Annotated in this window: 18 protein-coding genes; 13 read left to right on the top strand and 5 right to left on the bottom strand. The window is 70.2% G+C overall.

The features are described from left to right. Positions 1–13: 13 nt before the first annotated feature. Positions 14–598 (bottom strand): SDR family NAD(P)-dependent oxidoreductase, encoded by a 585-nt coding sequence (locus ACWD0F_RS47855; protein ID WP_449889186.1) that lies wholly within the window; start codon positions 596–598, stop codon positions 14–16. Between the two features lie 79 nt (positions 599–677). Between ACWD0F_RS47855 and ACWD0F_RS47850 the strand changes: the two genes are divergently transcribed. Both ACWD0F_RS47850 and ACWD0F_RS47845 read left to right on the top strand, forming a co-directional pair. Further along, on the top strand, positions 678–5,315 hold the full coding sequence (locus ACWD0F_RS47850; protein ID WP_449889184.1) for a preprotein translocase subunit SecA: 4,638 nt from the start codon (positions 678–680) through the stop codon (positions 5,313–5,315). Beyond that, positions 5,315–5,989: a DUF3710 domain-containing protein gene (locus tag ACWD0F_RS47845; RefSeq protein WP_449889182.1), complete on the top strand. Its 675-nt coding sequence runs from the start codon at positions 5,315–5,317 to the stop codon at positions 5,987–5,989. Before ACWD0F_RS47850 ends, ACWD0F_RS47845 begins: the two co-directional genes overlap by 1 nt. Here ACWD0F_RS47845 and ACWD0F_RS47840 read toward each other — a convergent pair. Together ACWD0F_RS47840 and ACWD0F_RS47835 are read right to left on the bottom strand one after the other, a co-directional pair. Next, entirely contained in the window at positions 5,977–7,635 is a 1,659-nt protein-coding gene (locus ACWD0F_RS47840; RefSeq protein WP_449889181.1) for a hypothetical protein, read from the bottom strand. The genes ACWD0F_RS47845 and ACWD0F_RS47840 overlap by 13 nt on opposite strands. 42 nt (positions 7,636–7,677) lie before the next feature. Next, on the bottom strand, positions 7,678–8,811 hold the full coding sequence (locus ACWD0F_RS47835; RefSeq protein ID WP_449889179.1) for a LacI family DNA-binding transcriptional regulator: 1,134 nt from the start codon (positions 8,809–8,811) through the stop codon (positions 7,678–7,680). A gap of 220 nt (positions 8,812–9,031) precedes the next feature. Between ACWD0F_RS47835 and ACWD0F_RS47830 the strand changes: the two genes are divergently transcribed. The 6 genes from ACWD0F_RS47830 to manA all read left to right on the top strand — a co-directional run bounded on the left by ACWD0F_RS47830 (position 9,032) and on the right by manA (position 16,074). Next, positions 9,032–10,459 carry an RICIN domain-containing protein gene (locus ACWD0F_RS47830; RefSeq protein ID WP_449889177.1) on the top strand — a complete coding sequence of 476 codons (1,428 nt, stop codon included), beginning with the start codon at positions 9,032–9,034 and terminating at the stop codon, positions 10,457–10,459. Positions 10,460–10,528: 69 nt separating this feature from the next. Continuing rightward, a complete protein-coding gene (locus tag ACWD0F_RS47825) occupies positions 10,529–11,497 on the top strand; it encodes a hypothetical protein (RefSeq protein WP_449889175.1) in 969 nt (322 codons plus the stop codon). 74 nt (positions 11,498–11,571) lie between these two features. Continuing rightward, a complete protein-coding gene (locus tag ACWD0F_RS47820) occupies positions 11,572–12,498 on the top strand; it encodes a cucumopine synthase-related protein (protein WP_449889174.1) in 927 nt (308 codons plus the stop codon). After that, on the top strand, positions 12,495–13,583 hold the full coding sequence (locus ACWD0F_RS47815; protein WP_449889172.1) for an NAD(P)/FAD-dependent oxidoreductase: 1,089 nt from the start codon (positions 12,495–12,497) through the stop codon (positions 13,581–13,583). The genes ACWD0F_RS47820 and ACWD0F_RS47815 overlap by 4 nt, the downstream gene beginning before the upstream one ends. A 3-nt stretch (positions 13,584–13,586) precedes the next feature. Then, complete coding sequence (locus ACWD0F_RS47810) at positions 13,587–14,810, top strand: cytochrome P450 family protein (protein ID WP_449889170.1); 1,224 nt, start codon at positions 13,587–13,589, stop codon at positions 14,808–14,810. 79 nt (positions 14,811–14,889) lie between these two features. Beyond that, positions 14,890–16,074 carry a mannose-6-phosphate isomerase, class I gene (manA, locus tag ACWD0F_RS47805; RefSeq protein WP_449889168.1) on the top strand — a complete coding sequence of 395 codons (1,185 nt, stop codon included), beginning with the start codon at positions 14,890–14,892 and terminating at the stop codon, positions 16,072–16,074. Between the two features lie 4 nt (positions 16,075–16,078). On the opposite strand, the gene ACWD0F_RS47800 is transcribed toward manA, so the two are convergent. Next, entirely contained in the window at positions 16,079–17,683 is a 1,605-nt protein-coding gene (locus ACWD0F_RS47800; protein ID WP_449889166.1) for an FAD-dependent oxidoreductase, read from the bottom strand. Between the two features lie 92 nt (positions 17,684–17,775). Between ACWD0F_RS47800 and ACWD0F_RS47795 the strand changes: the two genes are divergently transcribed. After that, complete coding sequence (locus ACWD0F_RS47795; protein WP_449889164.1) at positions 17,776–18,354, top strand: helix-turn-helix domain-containing protein; 579 nt, start codon at positions 17,776–17,778, stop codon at positions 18,352–18,354. A 251-nt stretch (positions 18,355–18,605) separates the two neighbouring features. Here the strand turns inward: ACWD0F_RS47795 and ACWD0F_RS47790 are convergent, their stop codons facing one another. After that, complete coding sequence (locus tag ACWD0F_RS47790) at positions 18,606–18,902, bottom strand: hypothetical protein (RefSeq protein WP_449889162.1); 297 nt, start codon at positions 18,900–18,902, stop codon at positions 18,606–18,608. A 304-nt stretch (positions 18,903–19,206) separates the two neighbouring features. Here ACWD0F_RS47790 and ACWD0F_RS47785 point away from each other — a divergent pair, with 304 nt between their 5' ends. The 4 genes from ACWD0F_RS47785 to ACWD0F_RS47770 all read left to right on the top strand — a co-directional run bounded on the left by ACWD0F_RS47785 (position 19,207) and on the right by ACWD0F_RS47770 (position 21,665). Next, entirely contained in the window at positions 19,207–19,575 is a 369-nt protein-coding gene (locus ACWD0F_RS47785; protein WP_449889160.1) for a hypothetical protein, read from the top strand. Positions 19,576–19,592: 17 nt separating this feature from the next. Next, positions 19,593–19,802: a hypothetical protein gene (locus ACWD0F_RS47780; RefSeq protein WP_449889159.1), complete on the top strand. Its 210-nt coding sequence runs from the start codon at positions 19,593–19,595 to the stop codon at positions 19,800–19,802. Positions 19,803–19,910: 108 nt separating this feature from the next. Further along, complete coding sequence (locus tag ACWD0F_RS47775) at positions 19,911–21,071, top strand: hypothetical protein (RefSeq protein ID WP_449889158.1); 1,161 nt, start codon at positions 19,911–19,913, stop codon at positions 21,069–21,071. Between the two features lie 393 nt (positions 21,072–21,464). Next, the gene (locus ACWD0F_RS47770) at positions 21,465–21,665 is read left to right on the top strand and encodes a hypothetical protein (RefSeq protein ID WP_449889157.1); all 201 of its coding nucleotides are present in this window, start codon (positions 21,465–21,467) and stop codon (positions 21,663–21,665) included. The last annotated feature ends 143 nt before the right edge of the window (positions 21,666–21,808 follow it).

Genomic DNA, 21,808 nt, shown 5'->3' with positions numbered 1-21,808 from the left:
CCGCCGGTGGCCGTCAGGCGGTGACGACGTGTTCGGCCTGGTCGCGGCGGGTGTGGAGGTCCCAGTAGATCAGGGCGAGGTCGTCGGGGGCGGCGTACGGGACGCCTTCGGGCGGGTTCGCGCCGATGAAGACGTTGATGGCGACGTTCGCGGCGTGCACGCCCTTGCCCGCCAGCGTGTTGTGCAGGTTGCAGACCCAGTTGCGCAACGCGGCCTGGGCCATGTTCATGGTGGCGATCATCGGATGGGGATGGATGGCGCCGCCACCCATGGTGAACAGCAAGGTGCCGGCGCCCGCTGCCAGCATGGCGGGCAGCACCGCCTGCGTGGCGGTCACCGCGCCGTACAGGATGTGCTCGATCTCGGGCCGGAGGTTGTCCACGCTCACCTGGCCGGGGTCGACCATGTCCAGGCCGCTGTAGGGGGAGAACTCCAGGACGTCGACGGCGCCGAAGCGTTCGGCGGCCTGCCGCAGGGCGTCGGTCAGCGCCGGGAGGTCGGAGACGTCGGCGGGGAAGGCGGCGGCGGTGATGCCGGCGTGAAGTGATGCCCGGCTACCTTGAGTACAAGGCTGAAAGATTTTCGCCGCCTGCCCCATAACGCCCAAGGCTCCCGTCCGATGTACTCACGAGACCATCGCGCGTCCGGGGGAACGTGAAAGGCGTCCGGGGGGAAACGTGAACAGGCTCGACATCCTCAGTCTGGCGAACCAGGCGATCCAGCAGATGGGTCATAGGATCATCACGCGGGACGAGTCCTATCTCGGCCGCCAGCGCCCGCACTTCGCCTCACTCAGCAACCGCGAACTCCAGTCCGTATGCCACGACTTCCTGCTTGGCCGGCCCCACACCGCGCAGACGCGCAGGCGACCGCTGTCCTTTCTGGCGCGGATGATCCGCCGGCTGCTGTCCACCCGGCTCGACTCGGTCGACCTGGTGAACCTGGCCTGCGGCATCGAGGTGTTCCGCCGGGCACCCGCCGACCTCGGCCCCGGCGCCCAGCTCTACCCCGCTCAGGAGCAGGCCGCGATCGCCCTGATGCAGAGCACGGTGATCCAGATGGACACCGGCGAGGGCAAGACGTACGCGCTGCTGCCGGCCGCGTTCGCGCTGGCCATCCGCTATCCGCACGTCTACATCGTGTGCGCCAACGATTACCTCGTCCGGCGGGACGCCGAGCGGACGCGACGCTATTGGGAGTTCGCCGGCATCACCCCAGGCGTCGCCGAGGCCAATTGCGACCCCCGTGAGTGGTCACGCAGAGTCGTCTACACCACCATTTCGCAGTTGCTCTTCAAGTCGATGCTGGATGAGCTGGACGACACCCCGCCGGATGATCCGATCAGCTTCGGCGCGGTCCTGCTCGATGACGCCGACGCCGTCCTTCTCGACGAGAACCAGGACCATTCGATCACCCGGAGCATCCGCGCCGAAGCGTTCGACTGGGAGTTCGCGTTCGGCTTCTGCGAGAGCCTCGTCGAGGACGACACCATCCGGGTCTTCCGCAACAACCAGACGCCCTCGGCCGCGCTGACCATCACGGGAGAGGACGCGCTGCGGAACGCTCTCGGCCGGCAGACCTTGCAGGCCGTGCAGTACCTGCTGGCCCGCCAGGCGGCCGAGCTGGCGTATGTCGCCAGATTCGTGCTCAAGCGGGGAGAGCACTATGCCGTCGAGCCTGACGGCGTGTTCCCGCTCAGCCAGGTGGACGGCCGTATCAAGTACGACTGGACCCCCGACTGGCTGCCTGTGCTCCAGGCCCTGCATGGATTCTCGCCCGACGCCAAACGCGTGACCATGCACCGGCGGCGGATCAGCACGCTGCTGAAGCAGTTCACCATCCGGTCGGGTGTGTCCGGCACCGTCTCCTCCGATGCCGTGGAGTTCCTGCTGGGCTACTGGATGCGCGGGGTGGCCGTTCCGGCGCGGGTGGCACGGCACGAGGGTCTGCGCCCTGACATCGCCTTCTTCACGTCCTCGGCGGCCGTGGCCTACACCGTCGAGGCGGTGGAACGTGCCATCGAGGCGGGGCGCGCGGTCCTGGTCGGATCGCACAGCGTCACCGTCGCGGAGCGCTGCCATCAGCAGATCGCCGCCCAACTGGGCGAAGGGGTGCGCGTTCACCTGCTCACCGGGCAGAACGCCAGTCGCGAGGCGGAGATCCTCGACTCGGCCGGGCAGGCCCGCACCGTCACGGTGGCCACCCAGGTGGCCGGGCGCGGCGTCGACATCCGGCTGTCCGCGCAGGTGCGAGAGGCCGGCGGGCTGGCGCTGTTCTCGCTCGGGCGCGCGATACAGGCTCGGCATGATCGGCAGTTCCTCGGACGGGCGGGCCGCCAGGGCGACCCGTTCACCGCGCAGTTCATCTCCTCGTTGGAAGACCCGTTGATGGCGGCCGCCAAAGCACGGACAGAGAAGATCTTCAGCACGCTCAACATTCCGCAGGACGGCCAACTGCCCATCAACACCCTCCTCGGCCCGCTCATCCGGCAGATGCAGAGCGACACACGCTGGTGGCAGTTACGCAATCGCCGGTTCGACGTGGCCATGGACGCCGTCGACGGTGAGGTCGGCGAGGCGATGAGCGAGTGGTTCCGGCGGCTGCAGGAGCCGCCCGGCGACGCATCGGCCGGGAACGACTGCTCGCAGAACTTCATCGCCTACCTGATCGAGCGGTTCATCGACACCAACCTCAAGGCGATCCAGCAGAATCGTAAGCCGCTCACCGCTGGACAGGCGACCCAGCTCGCGAAGACGATCTCCGCCATCATCGGCTACAACCCGGAGGTGGCCTCACAGCGCACCCTGGGGAACAACCTGGCCGGCCGCGCGCCCGATCAGGCGCTCGACATCATCACCAAGACGCTCAGCAAGGCGATCACCTCAGCGATGGCGATCAACAACCGCCGGCTGGCCAGGCTGGCGGAGCTGGCCGAAGAGGAGGCGGGCGCAGCGGTTGTGCTGACCGCGTGTGAGGACGAACTGCGGCGGCTCGCGGACGTGCGATCGTCGATCCAGGCACGCATCTTCATCGGACATGTCATGAAGGCGGCGGACGGCGCGCTGGTCGGCAAGATCGTGCCCTCCGCCCAGCCGGTCCCCTCCCGCGACAACGACATCCTGCTGCGACTGCGGGACGACGGCTCCGTCGGCGCGGACGATCTGGCGCAGGTCGCTCGCGGCGTCTCCGCACCGGCCGACCTGAAGCGGCTGGATGACTTCGCGGCCGCTCTGCAGCACAACCTGGAACGTGCCAGGGACGAGCACCGCAACCGGGATGGCGGCCTGTACGACGCGTACCGGAAATTGAGCGGCAGGACGCCCCGGCAGATCGCCCGGTGGTCGCTCAACGCGGCCTGGATGGAGGTCATCGAGCAACGGCAGGTGATCATCGAAACGCTGTCTCGCTCGACACTGGCGCCGACCCAGCATGTCCGGGTCCTCAACGACCGGATCCTGGAGTCCTGGCAGCGCACCGAGAGCGAGCTCGCCAAGACGAGCCTGGAGAACCTGGCCCGATGCTGGCACCCGGACGGGTTCGACAAGCTCTTCTCGATGGCGGACAACACCGTCTGGCCGGCTCGCAAACTCAGGCGGCATCAGGAGAACTGGCGGCCCAGCCCGGTCGACTTCGGCAATGCCTCGCGACGGGACGGCGACGAGCTCATCCACCTCTTCATGCTGCAGCATCAGGACGTGTTGCGCGACGACGACCACAGGGCGGAGGTGATCCGGACGCTGATCGACTTCAAGGAGGCCGCCCCGCTCGGTCTGCTGCAGACGCCTGAGGCCATCCTCTCCGGCGTGTTCGCCTGGCGCCGGAACCAGTATCTGCGACGCGTCCCCGAGCAGCACATCAAGGCCGATCTGCGGTGGATCAAACGTTTCCTCGCCTTCCTGCGCGAGCAGGAGCTGATCGGCGAACTGCCCACGCCGCGCACCCGGCTGGCCTCATCGATCAAACGCTTCGCACGCAACTTCCTGGAGCTGCAGACCTTCGGTCCCTTGGTCGCCGCCACCCTGCTCCTCGGCCTGTACCTGCTGATCGCCGGGGCGCGCGTCGGCCCAGGCGCAGTCTTCCCCCAGGCGCTGTACCTCGCGGACGGCATGATCAGCGGCGGTCTGCTCGGGCAGGGAGCACTGATCGGCGTGGTGATCGCCGCGATCGTCATCGGAAACTCGGTGAACTCGCTGATCAATGCCAGCCCCGAGAGCAACCTCAGGGCTCGGCTGAACCTCACGATCGTCGCTCTGACCGTGCTGACCGCACTCACCGTCGACTGGCCATGGCGCCATCCGCTGTCGCTGGACATGCTGCTGGCCTTCGCGTGGGTGGGCGCGATCCTCGCGCTGTTCGCCGTGACCAGGGCGGTGGACACCAGCCTCGACCTGTGGGTGGGGCTGCAGCTGATTCCCCCCTGGCTCTCCGCCACGGTCATCCTGGTCTTCCTGCCCCGGCTGGCCGGACTCGCGGGTATGCCGATCGGCCCCCTCGGTGTGGCGTTCGGCGTGCTGCTGGCGGCGCTCGTCCTGCATTCCCTGCTCAACCGCGTCGAGCTGGCGGTCGGTTTCCGCTCGGACGTCGGCCTCGCCGAGCCGGTCGCGGCCGACCTCGTGCTGACGGGTTACAAGATCAAAGGGGACACCGCCGCCCGGCCGCACATTCTCGGCATGGCACTGGCGCTCGCCTTGCAGCACCTGGCGCGGACGATCAGCGAAGGCATCTTCTCCCGCCCGCTCGACCCGGGTTTCGGGGCGATCGTGTCGTTGACCGGTTATCTGCTGGTATTGACCGTGTGGGTGCTGGTCACGATCGACCGCCGCTGTTCGCCGGCCGCCTGGCGCAAACAGCTCAACCAGTCCCGCCAGGTCCTCGACCCCGCCTACTCCGACCGCACGCTGGCGGAGGTGATGCGCGGCTTCCGCAGGCGGCTCACCGTCACCGCGCTGGTCACCGAGGTGGCTCTGGTGACGGGCGCCTGCCTGATCTTCTTCGACGATCTGATCCCGGGGACGTATGTGCCGGTCGCCCTGCCTCTCGCCGTCGCCGCGGCGGTGCTCGCCGAACAGGGGCGGCTGACCGTCACTCAGCTCTACGCGCTGCTGTTCCTGCGCGCGCCGGTCATCCCCACGCCGATCGACCTGCCCGCCGAGGACGAGGAGGAGGAGCTCGGCGGCAAGCTGAGCGTCGTGTTCCGGCTGTTGCGCAGACGCCTCACCAGGTTCTTCGCGGCATTGATCATCTTTGTGACGATCTGCTCCGGCATCGCCGATGCCGCTGAGATCTGGGACGCCGTGACGGGATGGTTCACCTGATGGACACGAGCAAGCCCGGCCCCTTGGACTTCGGCGCCCTGCGCCTGCCACTCGATCCCTACCTGGCGCGGGCGGAACTCGCGACCGACGACGCGGGCATCGGCTCCGAGCTCAGCATCTTCTCGGCAGGCAGCGTGCTCCGGCTGTGCGCGTACGCCACCCCGGGGGGCGGCCACCTGTGGAACGAGCAGTGTGCCGAGATCCAGGCCGGATTCTTCCGCGACGGCGACCTGGTCGAGCCCGTCGACGGAGAGTTCGGCGTCGAGTTGCAGGGCAGCCGGCTGCGGAGACGAGGGATCGTGCGGATCCGGATCGTCGGCGTCGTCGGGCCCGGGTATCTGGTGCGGGGCGTCGTCGAAGGCCCGGCCGCGGCGGATCCGGACGAGGCTCCCGCCCTGCTCATGTGCCTGCGCGACCTTGACGTACGGGTGCCCGACCCGCCGCCGGCCGAGCAGCGGGCGCTCCCCCTGCGGCTGCCCCCCGAACTGGCCGCCGTGATGGTGGCCGAAGCCGCGAAGGCACCCGAGTTGCCTGCGCCCGCCCCCCGGCCCGCGCTGCCCGGCCGGGCGTCGCCCGCCGAGCGGGCCGCGTACGGCGACCTTCAGCGCAACGCCCTCTGCGCCTGCGGATCCGGCCGCAAGTACAAACGGTGCCACGAGGTTCAGAACCGCTGACGCCTGCCCGCCTCAGCGTCCGCCGGCCGCAAGGTGAAGACGAAGCGGTGTGCGCCGGACGGGATGCGGGCGGTCAGGCGTACGCGGTGGATGGTCTCGGGGGCGCCGTGGTGGTCGCGCACCCGCAGGTGCTCCGTCCGGGCGTGCCAGGGGGCGGGGACGGCGAGCTCGACGGCTCCCCAGCTGATGGCGCCGGGGCGGACCTCGGGGGGTCTGCGGGTGATGAACAGCTCCTCGACCAGGCACTCGGCGGTGGTGAAGCCGTAGGTGTCGGTGAGTTCGAGGGTGCCGGGACGCCAGGCGAAGGTGCGGGTGAAGCGGGTGAGCTCGGGGACCGGGTAGGCGGCGGTCAGGTCGAGGGCGAAGGTGAGGCGGTCCTGCTCGGCGCGGTGATGCAGGACTTCGGCCCGGTGGTGGCGGCCTGGATGCTGAGGGGTACCGGCGATCAGGGGGACGGAGTGCCATTCCGCCGAGGCGTGCGGGACCTGGTAGCGGCCTTCGCGGAAGTAGTCGCGGGTGTACTCGGGTGCGCCCAGATCGTCCAGGATCGTCTCGCCGCCGGCGTGGAGCACGAAGTGGCCGAGGTCCAGGTGGTTGTGGGGCTCGTCGTTGTGGCCGCCCTTGGCCGCGAACGCCGTGCCGTCGGGGGCCCTGGCCACGACGATCGCCGCGTCCGGCAGGTACGCCTGCGGCTCCTTGCCCGCGCTCGTCGTGCCGTCCGACCACCAGAGCGTGCGGCTGAGGTGGGCCCAGCGGTAGCAGGGGTCGTCGTGGAAGGACGGAGGTGCGGGCCGGCCGGGGACGGGGACGTTCAGGCGGGCCGCCAGGCGGTGGAGGAGGCCGGCGGGGTAGGCGCCCCGGCTCTGGGAGTCGGCGAAGGCGGGTCTCCAGCCGTCGCCGAAGTCGATGGCGGCGGGGTAGGCGGCCATCCGGCGTACGTGCGGGTCGTCGAGCAGGTCCCGGCCGGTGCGGGCCCGCAGCTCCTCGGCGAAATAGACGAAATAGCCGAAGCCGTACGACCAGTAGTCGGGGCCCTCCAGGCAGGCGCCGTCCGGGCCGGTGCCGGCCAGGAACGTCTCCATCGTCCGCTCCAGGCGGGGCAGCAGGACGGGAAGATGCGGCGAGTCCAGGGCCAGGGCGGCCATCGCGGTGGCGCCCGCGCAGACCGCCGCCCAGTTGTGGCCGGCCGACTCCCACCACATGGGGGTGGCGCCGGCGTAGAGGGGGCGCAGGACCCTGCGGTCGACCTCGTCGCGGACCCGGGCCTGTACGCGGGGGTCGATGTGGTCGCCCAGCAGCGCCGTCGCCTCCGCCAGGGTGTGGGCCGTCTCGGCGGCGAACAGGTCCACGAACTCGCTGACAGAGCGGTCGTCGGGCTCGTGGGCGGGCAGGACCCAGGAGTGCTCGTCGCAGGTCGACCAGAGCAGGTCGTCGAGTGCGGGGTCCGGACAGGCGTCCAGGCAGGCGGCCAGGATGAGGGCTGCCAGGCGGCGACGACGGTCGAAATAGGCGCTTTCGTAGGCGAGGCGGTCGCCGGTGTCCGCGAAACGCCGCCAGAGGGTGAAGGGCAGGCCGGGTGCGGAGGTGGTCCGGGCTCGGGCGGCCTCCTCCTGGATGTCAGCATGGAAGGCATGAAGGTCGGGCATGCGGTGGTCCTCCGGGCGGTGGAAAGGGCGTCGTGAGCGGAGTCACCGGGGGCCGAGCGGCCTGACCGAGCGGCGGACGACGATGTAGGTGCCGAGCATCATCGGGCCGGCCGCCGCCGCGTGCGCCACCGGGCCGGCCGCCGCCGCGCCGTGCGCCACGGAGCCGGCCCCCGGCCGCCCGTGCGCTACCCGGCCGGCCGGCGGCCGTCCGGGCGCCGAGCCGAGCGCGAGACGCACCGCCGCCCTGCCGAGCTCGTCATGCGGCAGATGCACGGTCGTCAACCCCAGATCCTCGGCCGGCGGGACGTCGTCGTAGCCGACGATCGACATGTCGTCGGGCACCCGCAGCCCGTGCTCGCGCAGCGCCTGGATCGCGCCCGCCGCCACCAGGTCGTTGCCGGCGAAGATGGCGGTGAAGTCGGGCGGGCCCGCGGACAGGCGGCGGGTCAGCGCGGCGTGACCGGCCTCGCGGGAGAACTCGGCCGCCGCCTCCAGACCAGGGTCGCGGGCGACGCCGTACGCGGCGAGCGCGCTGCGGTAGCCGGCCACCCGGCTGTCGGAGGTGGTGTGGCCGGGGCGCAGGCCGAGGTAGAGGATCCGGCGGTGCCCGGCCGACAGCAGGTGGGCGGTGACGGCGTGGGCGCCGCCGGTGTTGTCGAAGCCGACCACCAGGGCGGGCACGCCGGGGCCCAGCGGCGGCCGGGCGCACAGCACCAGGCACGAGCCGGCGGCGGCCAGCGCGTGCGCGTACTCGGTCATGCGCCTGCGGTAGTCCTCGTCGGCGATCACGCTGCCCACCAGGATGACGGCCTCGGCCCGCTGCTCGCGCAGGAGCCGCACGATCGACAACTCCCGGCCGGGGTCGCCGCCGGTGGTGCAGATCAGCGACAGCCGGCCCTCCTGCGCGGCCTGTTCCGCCACGCCCTGGGCGATGTAGGCGTAGTAGGGCACCGCCACGCTGGTCACCACGATCGCGATGGCTCCGGGACGGGCCGCCGACAGGGCGCGCGCGTGGGCGTTCGGCACGTAGTCGAGCTCGCGTACGGCCCGCAGGACCTTGTTCCTGGTGCCGGCGAGCACGGGATAGTCGCCGCCCAGCACGCGGGAGACCGTGGCCACCGAGACGCCGGCCAGCCGGGCCACGTCTCTGATCGTGACACGGTGCGGCGTGCTCATACGGCCTCCTGGCAGGTAACCGGTTACCTGACGCTAGGAGCTCGTTCATGGGGCGTCAAGGCTCTCATCTGCGCGTTGCAACACCGAGTCAACCACGCCTTGACCTCGTCGGGACACCCGTCTAGCGTCCGGGCCACGAACCTCTGAAGTAACCGGTTACCTGCGGCTGGCCGCCCGCCCCTGGGGTGTCCCGCTCACCGTTGAGAGGAGCCCGTCCCTCATGTCCCGCATCCTCACCCTGCTCGCCGGGCTGTGCCTGGCGCTGGCGCTGGCGCTGTCACCCGCGGGCGCGGCGCAGGCCGCGCCCGTCACCGTACCGGTCGGCGCCCCGTTCACCGACACCGCCGGCAACCTGCTGCACGCCCACGGCGGCGGTGTGGTGAAGGTCGGCGCCTACTACTACTGGTTCGGGGAGAACCGCAACGCCGACGGCACCTTCCGCTACGTCTCCGCCTACCGCTCGGCCGACCTGCGCACGTGGGAGTTCCGCAACCACGTGCTCACCCAGTCCAGCGCCGCGGAGCTGCAGGTCGCCAACATCGAACGCCCGAAGGTCGTCTACAACGCCGCCACCGGCCAGTTCGTCATGTGGATGCACAAGGAGAACGGCCGCGACTACGGCGAGGCGCGGGCCGCCGTGGCCGTCTCCGGCACGGTGGACGGCGCCTACACCTACCTGCGCAGCTTCCGGCCGCTCGGCCACATGTCGCGCGACATCACCACGTTCGTCGACACCGACGGCACCGGCTACATGATCTCGGCCGCCGACGAGAACTACGACCTGCACGTCTACCGGCTGACGGCCGACTACACCGACGTCGCCACGCTCGCCCGGATGTGGGACGGCGACCACCGCGAGGCGCCCGCCCTGTTCAAGCGGGGCGGCGTGTACTTCCTGCTGACCTCCGCCGCCACGGGCTGGCAGCCCAACCAGGCGCAGTACGCCACCGCCACCAGCATCACCGGCGCCTGGAGCGCCTGGCAGAACGCCGGCGACTCGCTCACCTTCGGCTCCCAGCCGGCGTACGTGCTGCCGGTCCAGGGCACGTCGGGCACGTCGTACCTGTACCTGGGCGACCGGTGGGCCGGCGCCTGGGGCGGGCCCGTCAACGACTCCCGCTACGTGTGGCTGCCGGTGCAGTTCCCGAGCAGTACCAGCATGAGCCTGACGTACGCGCGCCAGCTCACCATCGACGCCGCCGCCGGCACGATCGCCACGGCGGGCACCGGCTACGACCGGCTGGCCGTGCGTCACTCGGGCAAGTGCGCCGACGTGCGTAACGGCTCCACCGCCAACTCCGTCGCCGTCATCCAGTACACCTGCGGCACCGGCGCCAACCAGCAGTGGCGGATCCAGTCGATCAGCGGCGGATACGTCCAGGTCGTGGCCCGCCACTCCGGCCGGTGCCTGGACGTCAGCGGCGCGAGCACCGCCGACGGCGCCGCCGTGCAGCAGTACGGCTGCGGCACCGGCACCAACCAGCAGTGGACCCTCCAGGACGCGGGCGGCGGCTATCTGCGGCTGGTGGCCAGGCACTCGGGCAAGTGCGCCGACCTGCCGAGCTCGTCGCAGGCCAACGACGTGCAGTTCAAGCAGTATCCGTGCAACAGCGGGCAGAACCAGCAGTTCACCCGCACCCAGCTCTGACCCCGGTTCCGGCCCGGTCGCCGAAATTGCCTCGCGGCCGGGCCGGAATCCTGGCTACAGTCGGAAATCGTGGCAGAACCCCTCGAAATCGCGTGCGACGAGTCCGGTGCGGAGGGCGAGAAGCTGGTCGGCGGCAACACCGACGTGTTCGCGCACGCCGGGGTGCTGATGAGCCATGACGCCGCGGCGGCCTGCATCGGCGAGTTGCGTGAGCGGGCTCCGTCACCGGTCACCGAGTACAAGGCCAACCACATCCTGCGCGACAAGCATCGGGCGGTGCTGCGCTGGCTGCTCGGCCCGTCGGGCCCGATCCTCGGTCACGTCCAGGTGTTCCTCACCGACAAGGTCTTCCTCATGACCGGCAAGATCGCCGGTCTGCTCACCACCGCCCCCGCGCCCGGCGTCGGTTTCGATCCCGCGGCCAGGGATCTGGCGGTCGTCCTCTACCGCGAGGGTTCGCGCGCGTTCGGGCCCGGCCGGTGGACGGCCCTGCTCGACTCCTTCAACTACCTCCTGCGCGCCAAGAACGGCCAGGGCGTCACGACCTCCGTCGAGGAGGCCTTCCGCCTGGTCGGCGACCTGCGCGGCGCGGGCGGCCCGGCGGGCGAGGTCGTGGAGCTGCTGTGGCGGGCCCGGCCGCACGTCGACGCCGTCCGCGACCGGCTGCTGGCCGACCCGGACGCCCTGCCCGTGCTCGACCCGCTCATCCCGGCCATCGTGCAGGCCGTCGTCCGCTGGGGCGCGGGCGGGCGGCCCGTCTCCGTCGTCCACGACCGGCAGACCACGCTGACCGTGGAGCGGGTCGCCCTCATCGCCGGCATCCTGGGCGAGCGGCGGCTGGCCGGGCTGCGCCTGGTGGAGTCGGCGCTGGACACGAGGGTCCAGGTGGCCGACGTCGTCGCGGGAGTGGCCCGCAAGATCGCCTCAGAAGAGCTCAACGGCCGGGGCGACGCGCAGCTCACGGCCCTGCTGCGGCCGTACGTGGACACGTCCTCCATCTGGGCCGGCCCGCTTCCCGGAGATCAGGTCAAGCCGTAGTAAACAGCCCACCCCCACCTCTATCGCGACAAATTGTGACGATAGAGTGACGTACTGTGACTGATTCTAAGTGTGTGGAAATCGCCTGGCCCGAACTCGGCATCACCGTGGCCGCCGAACTCGACGAGCGCAACCCCGGCCTGGCCCAGTGCCTGTGGGACGCGCTGCCCTACCGCAGCCTGCAAGGACACGCCCTGGTCGCCGGGTACCACCTGTACCACGTCGCCCCCGTCCACTCGCTGCTGCACACCCCGGCGGAGTACCGCGTGGACCGGCGCGGCGTCCCCGACGGCACCCTGTTCTGCTCGCGGCTGCAGCACCTCGGCATCAAGTACGGCGAGCTGACCGAACCCATGACAGCCACCCCCATCGGCAAGGTCGTCGACCAGGACCTCGACGCCCTCGTCCAGGCCGGCCGCGAGGTGTGGCAGGCCGTCTACAGCACCAAGCGGCCCGTGATCGCCGAGGTCCGGCGCGCCGGAGGGCCCGGCGGCCACCAGCTCCCCCGGCTGCCCATCGGCGACCCGGAGCTCAACCAGCTCATCACCGAGGTCCACGCCGAGACCGAGCGCATCTGGGTGCAGCCGCCGCGCGAGCTCATCGACCTGCACGAGGGACGCATCCCCTCCAAGGCCGGCAGCTACGAGACGGTGCTCACCACGCTGCTGTTCGTCAACGGCGAGACCAGGCCGCTCGGCTACAGCTGCTACGGCGGCCTCGTCCGCGCCGCCCTCGACGGCATGCCGATGCCGTGGCTGCGCCAGATGACCCGCCAGCTCGCCGCCACACCGGCGGAGTTCCTCGGCTACTGCGGGCTGGACACGCTGTGGGGCTTCACCCAGCGGCTGCTGTCCAGCCTGGAGCGCGTCGACAGCCACGAGGACTTCGTCGCCGCCATGGCGCACATGGCGCTCTACTGCAACTGCCTGGGCGGCTGGAACCTGCACATGTTCCCGTGGCAGGCGGGCGACAGCCTGCGCCGCATCCAGGAGCCGGTGTGACCGGGCCACGCGTGGTGGTGATCGGCGGCGGCGTGATCGGGCTGTCGATCGCCTTCCACCTGGCCGAGGCCGGCGTCGACATCACGTTGCTGGAGCGGGGCACGCTCGGCTCCGGCGCCTCGCGCGCCACCGCCGACGTGGTCCGCTCCTACTTCGCCAACAACCCGATCAGCTCGGCCCTGGCCGTCCGCAGCCTGGAGGCCTACCGCGCCTTTCCCACCAGGCCGGGCACCGACCTGCCGCTGCGGCAGGTCGGCTACCTGGTCCTGTTCACCGAGCCCGAGCAGGTCAGCGCGTTCCAGGCCGACCTGCCGGCCCAGCACGCCGCCGGCGTCGACGTCGAGCTGATCAGCGCCGAGGAGGCCAGGGAGCGCAACCCGCTCATCGGCGACCTGCCGCTGCTCGCCGCCGCCTACTCGCCGCAGGCCTACATCTCCGACACCACCGCCATCGTCAACGCCTACGCCGAGGCGGCCCGGCAGGCCGGCGCGACGCTGCGCACCGGCTGCCCGGTCACCGCCATCGACACCAGGACGGGCCGGGTGCGGACCGGCAGCGGCGAGGTCAAGGCCGACGCGATCGTGTGCGCGGCCGGCGCCTGGTCCACCTCGCTCGTCCGCTGCGCGGGCGTGGACCTGCCGCTCACCGAGCCGATCGAGCAGGAGCTGCTCATCACCGACCCGCTGCCGCCCGGTACGCCCGAGCTCCCGGTCACCCTGCACGCCGCCAGCGGCCTGCTCATCCGGGTACGCGACGACTGCCTGCTCATCGGCATGGGCTATCCCGGCGCCGACCGGGAGACCTGGCGGCGCGAGGTGGCCGCGCAGCTCGCCGCCACGTACCCGAGCCTGGCCGGGATCGCCCTGCACACGGCCGTCACCGGGCTGCGCGACGCCAGCCCGGACAAGACCGCCTTCATCGGGCACCAGCCGGGACCTCCGGCCTTCCTGTACGCGACCGGCTTCTCCGGCCACGGCCTGTGCAACGCGCCGGCCGCCGGCGAGCTCGTCCGCGACCTCTTCCTCGACCAGGACCCCGGCATCGACGTGACCGCGCTGGCGGTCAGCCCACGACGAACGGGATGACCCATGACCGACGACCACCGCTTCATCCTCGACCCGGCCACCCGTGACCTGCACGCCGACAACGACCGGCTGCGCGCGGCCGGCCCGCTCGTGCCCGTGACCGCGGAAGGCGTGCCCGTCTGGGCCGCCACCCGCTACGCCACGGTGCTGGCCGTCCTGACTCATCCGGACATGTCCAGGGAGCTGTGCCACTGGGCCGGCCGCCACACCCTGCCGCAGGGCACCGCGATCGACCGCATCGTCACCGACACCTCCATGCTGAACGCCGAAGGCGAACGCCACCGGCGGCTGCGCATGCCGCTGACCGCCGCGTTCGGACCACGCCGGCTCGAACGGCTGCGCCCCAGGATCGAGGCGCTCACCGCCAGGCTGATCGACCGGCTCGCCGAGCTGCCGCCCGACCAGCCGGTGGACCTGCGGCTGGAGTTCGCCTATCCGCTGCCGCGCGAGGTCATCTCCGAGCTCATCGGCATCCCGGCCGCCCATCAGGACGAGCTGCACCGGCTCACCGACGCCGTGGCCCAGGTCGGCGACCTTGAGGACTCGCCCGCGCTGCGCAAGGAACTGCGTGAGCTGCTCGACCAGGTCATCGACGAGCGCCGCGGCACACCGGGCGAGGACCTCATCACCGACCTGTTCAAGCTGCACGAGCAGGACGGCGGGAAGTTGTCGGAGGAGGAGCTGTTCGCCACGATCGAGCTGCTGTTCATCGCCGGGCACGTGACCACGGTCAACCTGATCACCAACGCCATCGGCGCCCTGCTCAACGTGGCCGGCCAGCTCGACCTGCTGAAGTCGGGCCAGTGCCCCTACAGCGCGGCCGTGGAGGAGACACTGCGCTGGGACTCGCCGATCGCGTACTTCCCGATGCGCTACGCCGTACAGGACGTCGAGATCGACGGCGTCACGCTGCGCACCGGCGAGCCCGTGCTGGCCTGCTTCGCCGCCACCGGCCGCGACCCGAACCAGTACGGCGAGCACGCCCACCGCTTCGACCTGGCCAGTGCCCCGGCCGCGCACCTGGCCTTCGGGCACGGGCCGCACTTCTGCCTCGGCGCGCCCCTGGCGCGGCTGGAGGGCGAGATCGCGCTGCAGGCGCTGTTCGAGTCCTTCCCCGACATCGCCGCGGCGGTGCCGCCGGAGGAGCTGCCGCCGCTGGACACCCTGCTGGGCAACAGCACCCGCTCGATGCCCGTGCTGCTCGGACCCCGGGCCGCGGCCCGCTAACGGCCCGGCCGTCCCGCCGGGCTACGCTCATCAGCTGATCCCGGTCTAGGCTCCTTGCACCACGATAGGAGTCCACGCCGTGCCTCAGCCCGACCTGCCACCGGCCACCGCCCCCATGCGGCTGGCCACCACCATCCGCCCCTACGACTGGGGCTCGGCGACCGCGCTGCCGGAGCTGTTCGGCACCGAGCCCACCGGCCGGCCGCAGGCCGAGCTCTGGATGGGCGCCCACCCCGGCGCCCCCTCCACCGTGGCCGGCCTCCCGCTGAACGACCTCATCGCCCGCGACCCCGCCGCCACTCTCGGCGACCGGGTCACCGCCCGCTTCGGCCCGGCCCTGCCCTACCTGCTCAAGGTCCTGGCCGTCGAACGTCCCCTCTCCCTCCAGGTCCACCCCAGCACCGCGCAGGCCGAGGCCGGCTTCGCCGACGAGAACGCCCGGGGCGTCCCCCTCGACGACTTCACCCGCACCTACAAGGACGCCTCCCACAAGCCGGAGATGATCTGCGCGATCACCCCGTTCCACGGCCTGTGCGGATTCCGTGAGCCCGCCGCCGCCGCGGACCTCCTCGCCCGGCTCGGCGTGGCGGACCTGGAGCCCTGGATCGACACGCTCAGGACCGGAGCCGACGGCTTGCGCACGGTCTTCGCCCAGGCGCTCGGCGACACCGCCGCGCCGCTGCGCGCCCAGGTCGAGCGGGCTTTGCTCGCCGGCGACGACGACGATCTGGCGGTCTACGGCGACATCGCCCGCGCCTGCCCCGGCGACCGCGGCCTCGCCGCCGCCCTCCTGCTCCACCACGTCAGCCTGCGCCCCGGCCAGGCCCTCTACCTCGGAGCCGGTGTCCCGCACGCCTACCTCGGCGGCATCGGCGCCGAGATCATGGCCAACTCCGACAACGTGCTGCGCTGCGGGCTGACCACCAAGCACATCGACGTGCCGGAGCTCATGCGAGTGGTCGACTTCACGCCGTCGGACCCGTTCCTGGTCGAGCCCGAGCAGGACGGCCGGGGCGCCTACGCCTACCGGCCGCCCGTCCCCGAGTTCGCCCTCACCCGCCACGAGCTGGCCGGGGAGAGTCCGCACCCGCTGCCCGGCGGGCTCCCCCAGATCGTGCTCTGCCTCGACGGCGAGGTCCGCGCCGGCGACGCGCTGACCCTGCGGCCCGGGGAGTCGGCGTTCGTGCCCGCCGCCGCGGGTCCGATCGTACTGACGGGCAAGGGGACGGCGTACCACGCCCAGCCGGGCGCCTTTACAAAGTAGATCTTCACCGCTCCGGCAGGCGCCGGAGCGTGAGAACGTTGTCCGTGCGGGTGCCCGGCAGGCCGTCGGGACGGGTCTGGGTGCGCTCGTACTCCTCGCTGCGCAGCACCTCCCACTCCCCCTCCGCCGGCTTCAGAGCGTCGAAGACCTCCTGCGGCGTGGGGAAGTGCACGTCGTGGGGGTGATCGTGCTGCCAGGCCGGCCAGCTCGCGTGGCCGACGACGAGCAGGACGCCGCCGGGCGCGACGGCCGCGGCGGCCTCGCGCAGGATCTTCTCGCGCGGCATGTCGCCCGGTGAGTGCAGGAAGCAGGCCGAGACGAGGTCGTGGACGCCGGTGGGGAAGGACGTCGCGAAGTCGTGCCGCTGGAAGTCGACGCGGTCGGCGACGCCCGCCTGCCCGGCGTGCTCGGCGGCGCGCGCCAGGGCGACGCCGGAGATGTCGGCGGCGGTGACCCGCCATCCGCGCCGCGCCAGCCAGACGGCGTCGCCGCCCTCGCCGCAGCCCAGGTCCAGCGCGGTGCCCGGGGTGAGGTCCGTGGCCTCGCGGACCAGCATGACGTTGGGCTCGCCGCTCCAGATGCGCTCGCTCTCGGCGTAGCGGCCGTCCCAGAACTCCTCCTCGGTCAGCGGGCCGGGCTCGGCTTGCGGGGTGTGCTGGGCGCGGTGGGCGGTGACGGCGGTGCGGGTCTCCTCGGCGATGAGGTCGGCGTTGATGGCCGCCGCCGCCCGTACGGCCGCCGCCGCGGAGCCGATGACCTGCTCGGTCACGTTGGCCACGTTCCCGGCCACCCACACCCCCGGCACGTTCGTCGCGCCCGAGGGGTCCGACGGGACGTGGGTGCCGATGACGTAGCCGTTCTGCTCCTGCTCGGCCACCTCCAGGCCCAGCCCGGCGAGGAAGTCCGCGCGGGCGGCCATCCGGGCGCCGACGGCCAGGGCCTGGCAGGCGACCACCGGACCACCGTCCACGGTCACGGCGCTGAGCCGGTCGCCGCTCACCTGGAGCCCGCTCACCCGCCCGGCCACCACGGCGACGCCGCGGGCGGCGAGCTGCTCGCGCTGCTCCGCATCGGGCTCCGGGCCGGTGTGCAGGAAGAGGGTCACGTCGTCGCTCCACTGGCGCCACATCAGGGCCTGGTGCACGGCGAACGGACCCGTCGCCAGGATGCCGATCGCCTGGTCGCGGACCTCCCAGCCGTGGCAGTACGGGCAGTGCAGCACGTCCCGGCCCCACCGCTCGGCCAGGCCGGGCACGTCCGGCAGCTCGTCGGTCAGGCCGGAGGTCACCAGCAGCCGCTCCGCCGCGACGGAGGACCCGTCGTCGAGCACCACCCGGAAGCCGCCGTCGCCACGGCGTTCGGCCGTCACGACGGTGCCCGTCACGATCTCGCCGCCGTACCCGGCGACCTCCTCGCGCCCGGCCGCCAGCAACTCCAGCGGCGGCGTCCCCTCGCGCGCCAAGTAGGTGTGCACCCCGGCCGCGGGCGCGTTCCGCGGCCGGCCGGAGTCGATCACCAGCACCTTGCGCCGGGCCCGGCCCAGCGTGAGCGCCCCGCTCAGGCCGGCCGCCCCGCCGCCGATCACCACCACGTCGTACGTCGCGTCCATCGTGCGAATCCTTTCGTTCATCTCGACTGGCCACTGTCCGCGACCCGAGGCCGATGTGACAAATATCGTTGCCGAAATGGCAAAGTAGACGCATGGACCTCGACGAAGTGCTGCAGGCGGTCGGTCCGCGCCTGCGCTCGCTGCGCCAGGAGCGCGGCACGACGCTGGCGCAGCTGTCCAAGAGCACCGGCATCTCGGTCAGCACCCTGTCCCGGCTGGAGTCCGGCCGGCGCAAGCCCACCCTGGAGTTGCTGCTCCCGCTGGCCAGAGCCCATGAGGTGCAGCTCGACGAGCTGATCGACGCGCCGACGACCGGCGATCCGCGCGTGCACCTGCGGCCGGTCAAACGGTTCGGCACGACGTTCATTCCGCTCAGCCGCCGCCCTGGAGGGCTGCGGGCCTACAAGCAGATCTATCCGCCGCACTGGCCGGGCTATGAGCCCGAGCAGCAGGTCCACGAGGGCTATGAGTGGCTGTACGTGTTGTCGGGGCGGCTGCGGCTGCTGCTCGGAAAGCACGACCTGGTGCTCGAACCGGGCGAGGTGGTGGAGTTCGACACGCGGACGCCGCACGCCTTCGTCAATCCCGCCCCGGAGCCCGTGGAGGTCCTCGCCCTCTTCGGCCTGCACGGCGAGCGGCTGCACGTCCGCGCCCGCCCGGCCGCGAAGTGAGGCCGCCGCGCGTCACCCGGTCTCGCCCGGATCGGCCCATTTGATGATCACTTAGCCTGGCCCAAGTCAGTGATCTTGGCGGGCTTGATCACGGATGAGAATCGAGGCCCCACCCGGGGGTGATGCGGAACCAGCGGTTGCTTGCCTCGGAGGCGACTCGATCCACTTCCCCGATGACGAACATGATCGACCGCCGGCCGTCGTTGACGAGGGCGGCACCGGGCGCAGGGGATCGACCCTGGTGGCCTGCGCTACACGGACCGGACGTACCGGCTGGCGCCGGTCGAACGGCGGAACTCGAAGAGTCCGATGTTCTCGCAGGTCAGGGACTTCAAGATCCACTCATGGCCGGAATCGTTGACCATGGTCATCGCTCCCCGGTCCGGCAGTCGGGTGCCGCTGCCCCGCTGATCACGGAGGTCGGGGGTCTGTGCCAACACCTGCCACAGGTCCTTCAGGTCTGCCCCTCGCCGGGAACGCCTTTCGCCCAGATCAGTGTCGTTGACCATGGCGATGACGGATATGTCGGCTGTTTTCTCGCGAAACAAATCACCTCGGTGAATAAACCGTTCAAAGCGACATAGCCCTAAAGTCGAGCTTTCAATGCCGCCTTTGGTGAATTGAATTCACTCTTCGAGTTTTGTCGAATTCTAGCGATATTCTTGCTTGTCGAATAGTTTCTCCAGTCGGCCCATCATGGCCCAATTCAAATGAAATTCGGGCGTTTGAGAATGGTCCCAGGGGAAAGAATGCTGATTGCCTGGGCAATTGCCGTCGGCAGCCCATGCGGCAATGCATTAAATTCGCTATCCGCTCAGCCCTGTGGGCGGTCTCCATAAAGGGGGGTTATCTGTGTCCACGCCTTCGTCCGAGTATCAGTCGTTCAACGCAGCGGATGTTCAATCCGCTCTCGACGCAGCCAAAGCGGCGTATGCAGGGGTAGACATCCATGACATAGACGAGATCTCCTTGTCGTCAATGTCCGTTCTCAGCATGGCGGCTGGATGCATCAGCATCACCGTTCAGAACAACAAAATATGCGTGAACCTTCCGCTGGGGTTGGGCGGCCTCTGCATTCCTCTTCCCCTCAGCATCCCGAACGGCACCGTCGCTCAGGCCTGCCTGAGAATCTGCACCATTTTCGGCGCCCCAACAGGTGCTTGCGTCAGCATAGAAGTCGCAGGGGTACACATCGCACAGCAGTGCATCGGTCTCTGCTGAAACGAAAGGACAGTCAAATGACCAAAGAGTCTACCGAAGTCATCCCGGACGACCAGGTCGTAACCGTCAAGGCGAGTGCCGCAACGGAAACGAGAACCTGGCGGCATAACGTGTTCAACAGCCCTCAAGCGGCTATCACCTGGGCGAACGCCGACCCTCGTCAGGGGCCGGGCGAGATCATCTTCTGCGTGGTCGGCAGCCAGGTCTGGACGTTCACCCTCATGTAGGTCGTCCCATCGCCGGCGACCGGGTGAATGCGGTGTCCGCACCGCATTCACCCCGGCGAATTCGGTTTCCCGCACCGGCGCAGCGCAAACAAATGAAGGAATGCTGTTATGACAACTCCTACTCCGGGTGACAGCGGATACACCAATCCACCATCTGACACGACAGGCAATGGGCAGTCCGATGAAACCGCCCCGGTCCAGTTCCGGCCGCCGGCAGAAGGCGGGACGGAGGAGGCGGCGCTGTCTGTCGCGCCGATGACGGCGTCCGGCGTCACCGGCGACATGCTGGCCGCCAGGGCGGAGATCGCGGCGGTGATCCGGCGGAATATCAGTCCCGAACCTGGGGCGATGTCGATTCGGGACTTCAGTAACGAGGGAAACCTGCAAGGCGTCGCCATCGGACTGGGCACCGGCGCGGGTCAAGGCACCCCTGGAGAACCGGTGGTCACCGTTTACGTGGCCGAGCCGGCCGCACCCGATCGCGTGCGATCGATGTTGGTGGAATCCATGGGGATTCAAGCGGTCAGCGACGTCCCGCTCGAAGTCGTCACGTCCGGCGTCTTCGACGCGCAGCCTCATCGTGCCAAACTCCGACCGGCTCCGGGAGGCTTTTCGATCGGCCACTTCCGTGTCACCGCCGGCACACTTGGATGTCTGGCCACCGGACGGACCGCGCCCCGCAACGAGAGGTTGCTCTGCCTCAGTAACAATCACGTCATCGCCAACGTCAACAATGCCTCGTACGGAGACTGCATTTGTCAGCCGGGCATCTACGACGGTGGGACGTGTCCTGCCGATCAGATAGCCATCCTCGAGCGTTTCGTACCTCTCAAGATGGGCGGTCCACCTAATTATGTGGACTGCGCCACTGGTTGGTGCTGGCCGGACCGGGTCAGGCCGGAGATCGGGTACCTCGACTCCGACCGGGTCAAGCTCTTCAGAATCGGCAACCAGATCGCCACACCCACGCTGGGCATGGCCGTCGGCAAATCCGGACGTACGACCCAGCTCACATCTGGCCAGATCACGGGTATCAACTGGTCGGGCAACGTGAACTACGGAAGCGTCGGCCAAGCCTACTTTGAGAATCAGCTCCTCATCCAGAGCAACTTCAGCGCGGGTGGTGACTCCGGCTCGTGTATCTGGACCTGGGACGCGGCACGTAATCCAGTGGGGCTGCTGTTCGCCGGCGGCGGGAACTTCACCATCGCCAACCCGATGTCACAGGTGGTCGCCGCCCTGGACATCAACCTGGTCACCGGCGGATAGCCTGCTGATGGGACACGGATCACAACGATGCTCGCGGGAGGAGCGGGAGGAGAAGGGCTGATGGAGCCAGACCCGCCGCCACGAAGCCACCGGGAACCGCATGGACCTGCCGAGAACGCAGCGGTCCCGTTCACCCCGCAGCCGGAGAGCCCACGTTCGCCCATCGAAGAGGTGATCGCGCGGCACCGGGCGCGGCTCTTGGCGATCGACGGTGTCGAAGGAATAGATCAGAGCCGTGCCGCAACCGGGGAGGACGCCATACGGGTGCACATCCGAGATGAGTCGGTCCGGGCACGTGTGCCCACCGAGCTGGACGGCTTCTCCGTGATCATCGTCATCTCGGGAACGTACGAGGCCTACTGAGCGGGGACGGTTCGTCGCCAGGAGAACTACTTGATCCTTGTCTGCCGTGACCTTCGGCTCGTCCACGGCGGACGCGGACTTCTCGCTGTATCTGGAGCTCATCCGGTCAGCGACGCCGGCGGCGACGGCATCACCCCGGTCGACACCACCCTCGCCGCTCCATCGCAGCGCGTCATCACGATCGACGCGCAGGTGCCGGAGATGGCCGCCGTGGTGTGCAACCGGATCTGACCCCACGTGTGGTGGGGGCCCCCCGCGCTGGCGGGCGGGGCCCCCCCCGGGGCGGGTGGGCGGGCCCGGGGGGGGGGGGGGGGACGGGGGGGCGGTCGGGCATGTGGCGGCCGCCGGGGGGGGGGGGGGGGCCGGGGGGGGGG

The sequence above is a fragment of the Nonomuraea sp. NPDC002799 genome, from assembly GCF_053592075.1.
Note: the sequence above shows the minus strand (reverse complement) of the source record. Positions and strands in the feature narration are given on the sequence as shown.

Coding starts and splice junctions, on each gene's coding strand:
- ACWD0F_RS47855 (WP_449889186.1), bottom strand. CDS start 598: ATGGGGCAGGCGGCGAAAATCTTTCAGCCTTGTACTCAAGGTAGCCGG.
- ACWD0F_RS47845 (WP_449889182.1), top strand. CDS start 5,315: ATGGACACGAGCAAGCCCGGCCCCTTGGACTTCGGCGCCCTGCGCCTG.
- ACWD0F_RS47840 (WP_449889181.1), bottom strand. CDS start 7,635: ATGCCCGACCTTCATGCCTTCCATGCTGACATCCAGGAGGAGGCCGCC.
- ACWD0F_RS47835 (WP_449889179.1), bottom strand. CDS start 8,811: ATGAGCACGCCGCACCGTGTCACGATCAGAGACGTGGCCCGGCTGGCC.
- ACWD0F_RS47830 (WP_449889177.1), top strand. CDS start 9,032: ATGTCCCGCATCCTCACCCTGCTCGCCGGGCTGTGCCTGGCGCTGGCG.
- ACWD0F_RS47810 (WP_449889170.1), top strand. CDS start 13,587: ATGACCGACGACCACCGCTTCATCCTCGACCCGGCCACCCGTGACCTG.
- ACWD0F_RS47800 (WP_449889166.1), bottom strand. CDS start 17,683: ATGGACGCGACGTACGACGTGGTGGTGATCGGCGGCGGGGCGGCCGGC.
- ACWD0F_RS47795 (WP_449889164.1), top strand. CDS start 17,776: ATGGACCTCGACGAAGTGCTGCAGGCGGTCGGTCCGCGCCTGCGCTCG.
- ACWD0F_RS47780 (WP_449889159.1), top strand. CDS start 19,593: ATGACCAAAGAGTCTACCGAAGTCATCCCGGACGACCAGGTCGTAACC.
- ACWD0F_RS47775 (WP_449889158.1), top strand. CDS start 19,911: ATGACAACTCCTACTCCGGGTGACAGCGGATACACCAATCCACCATCT.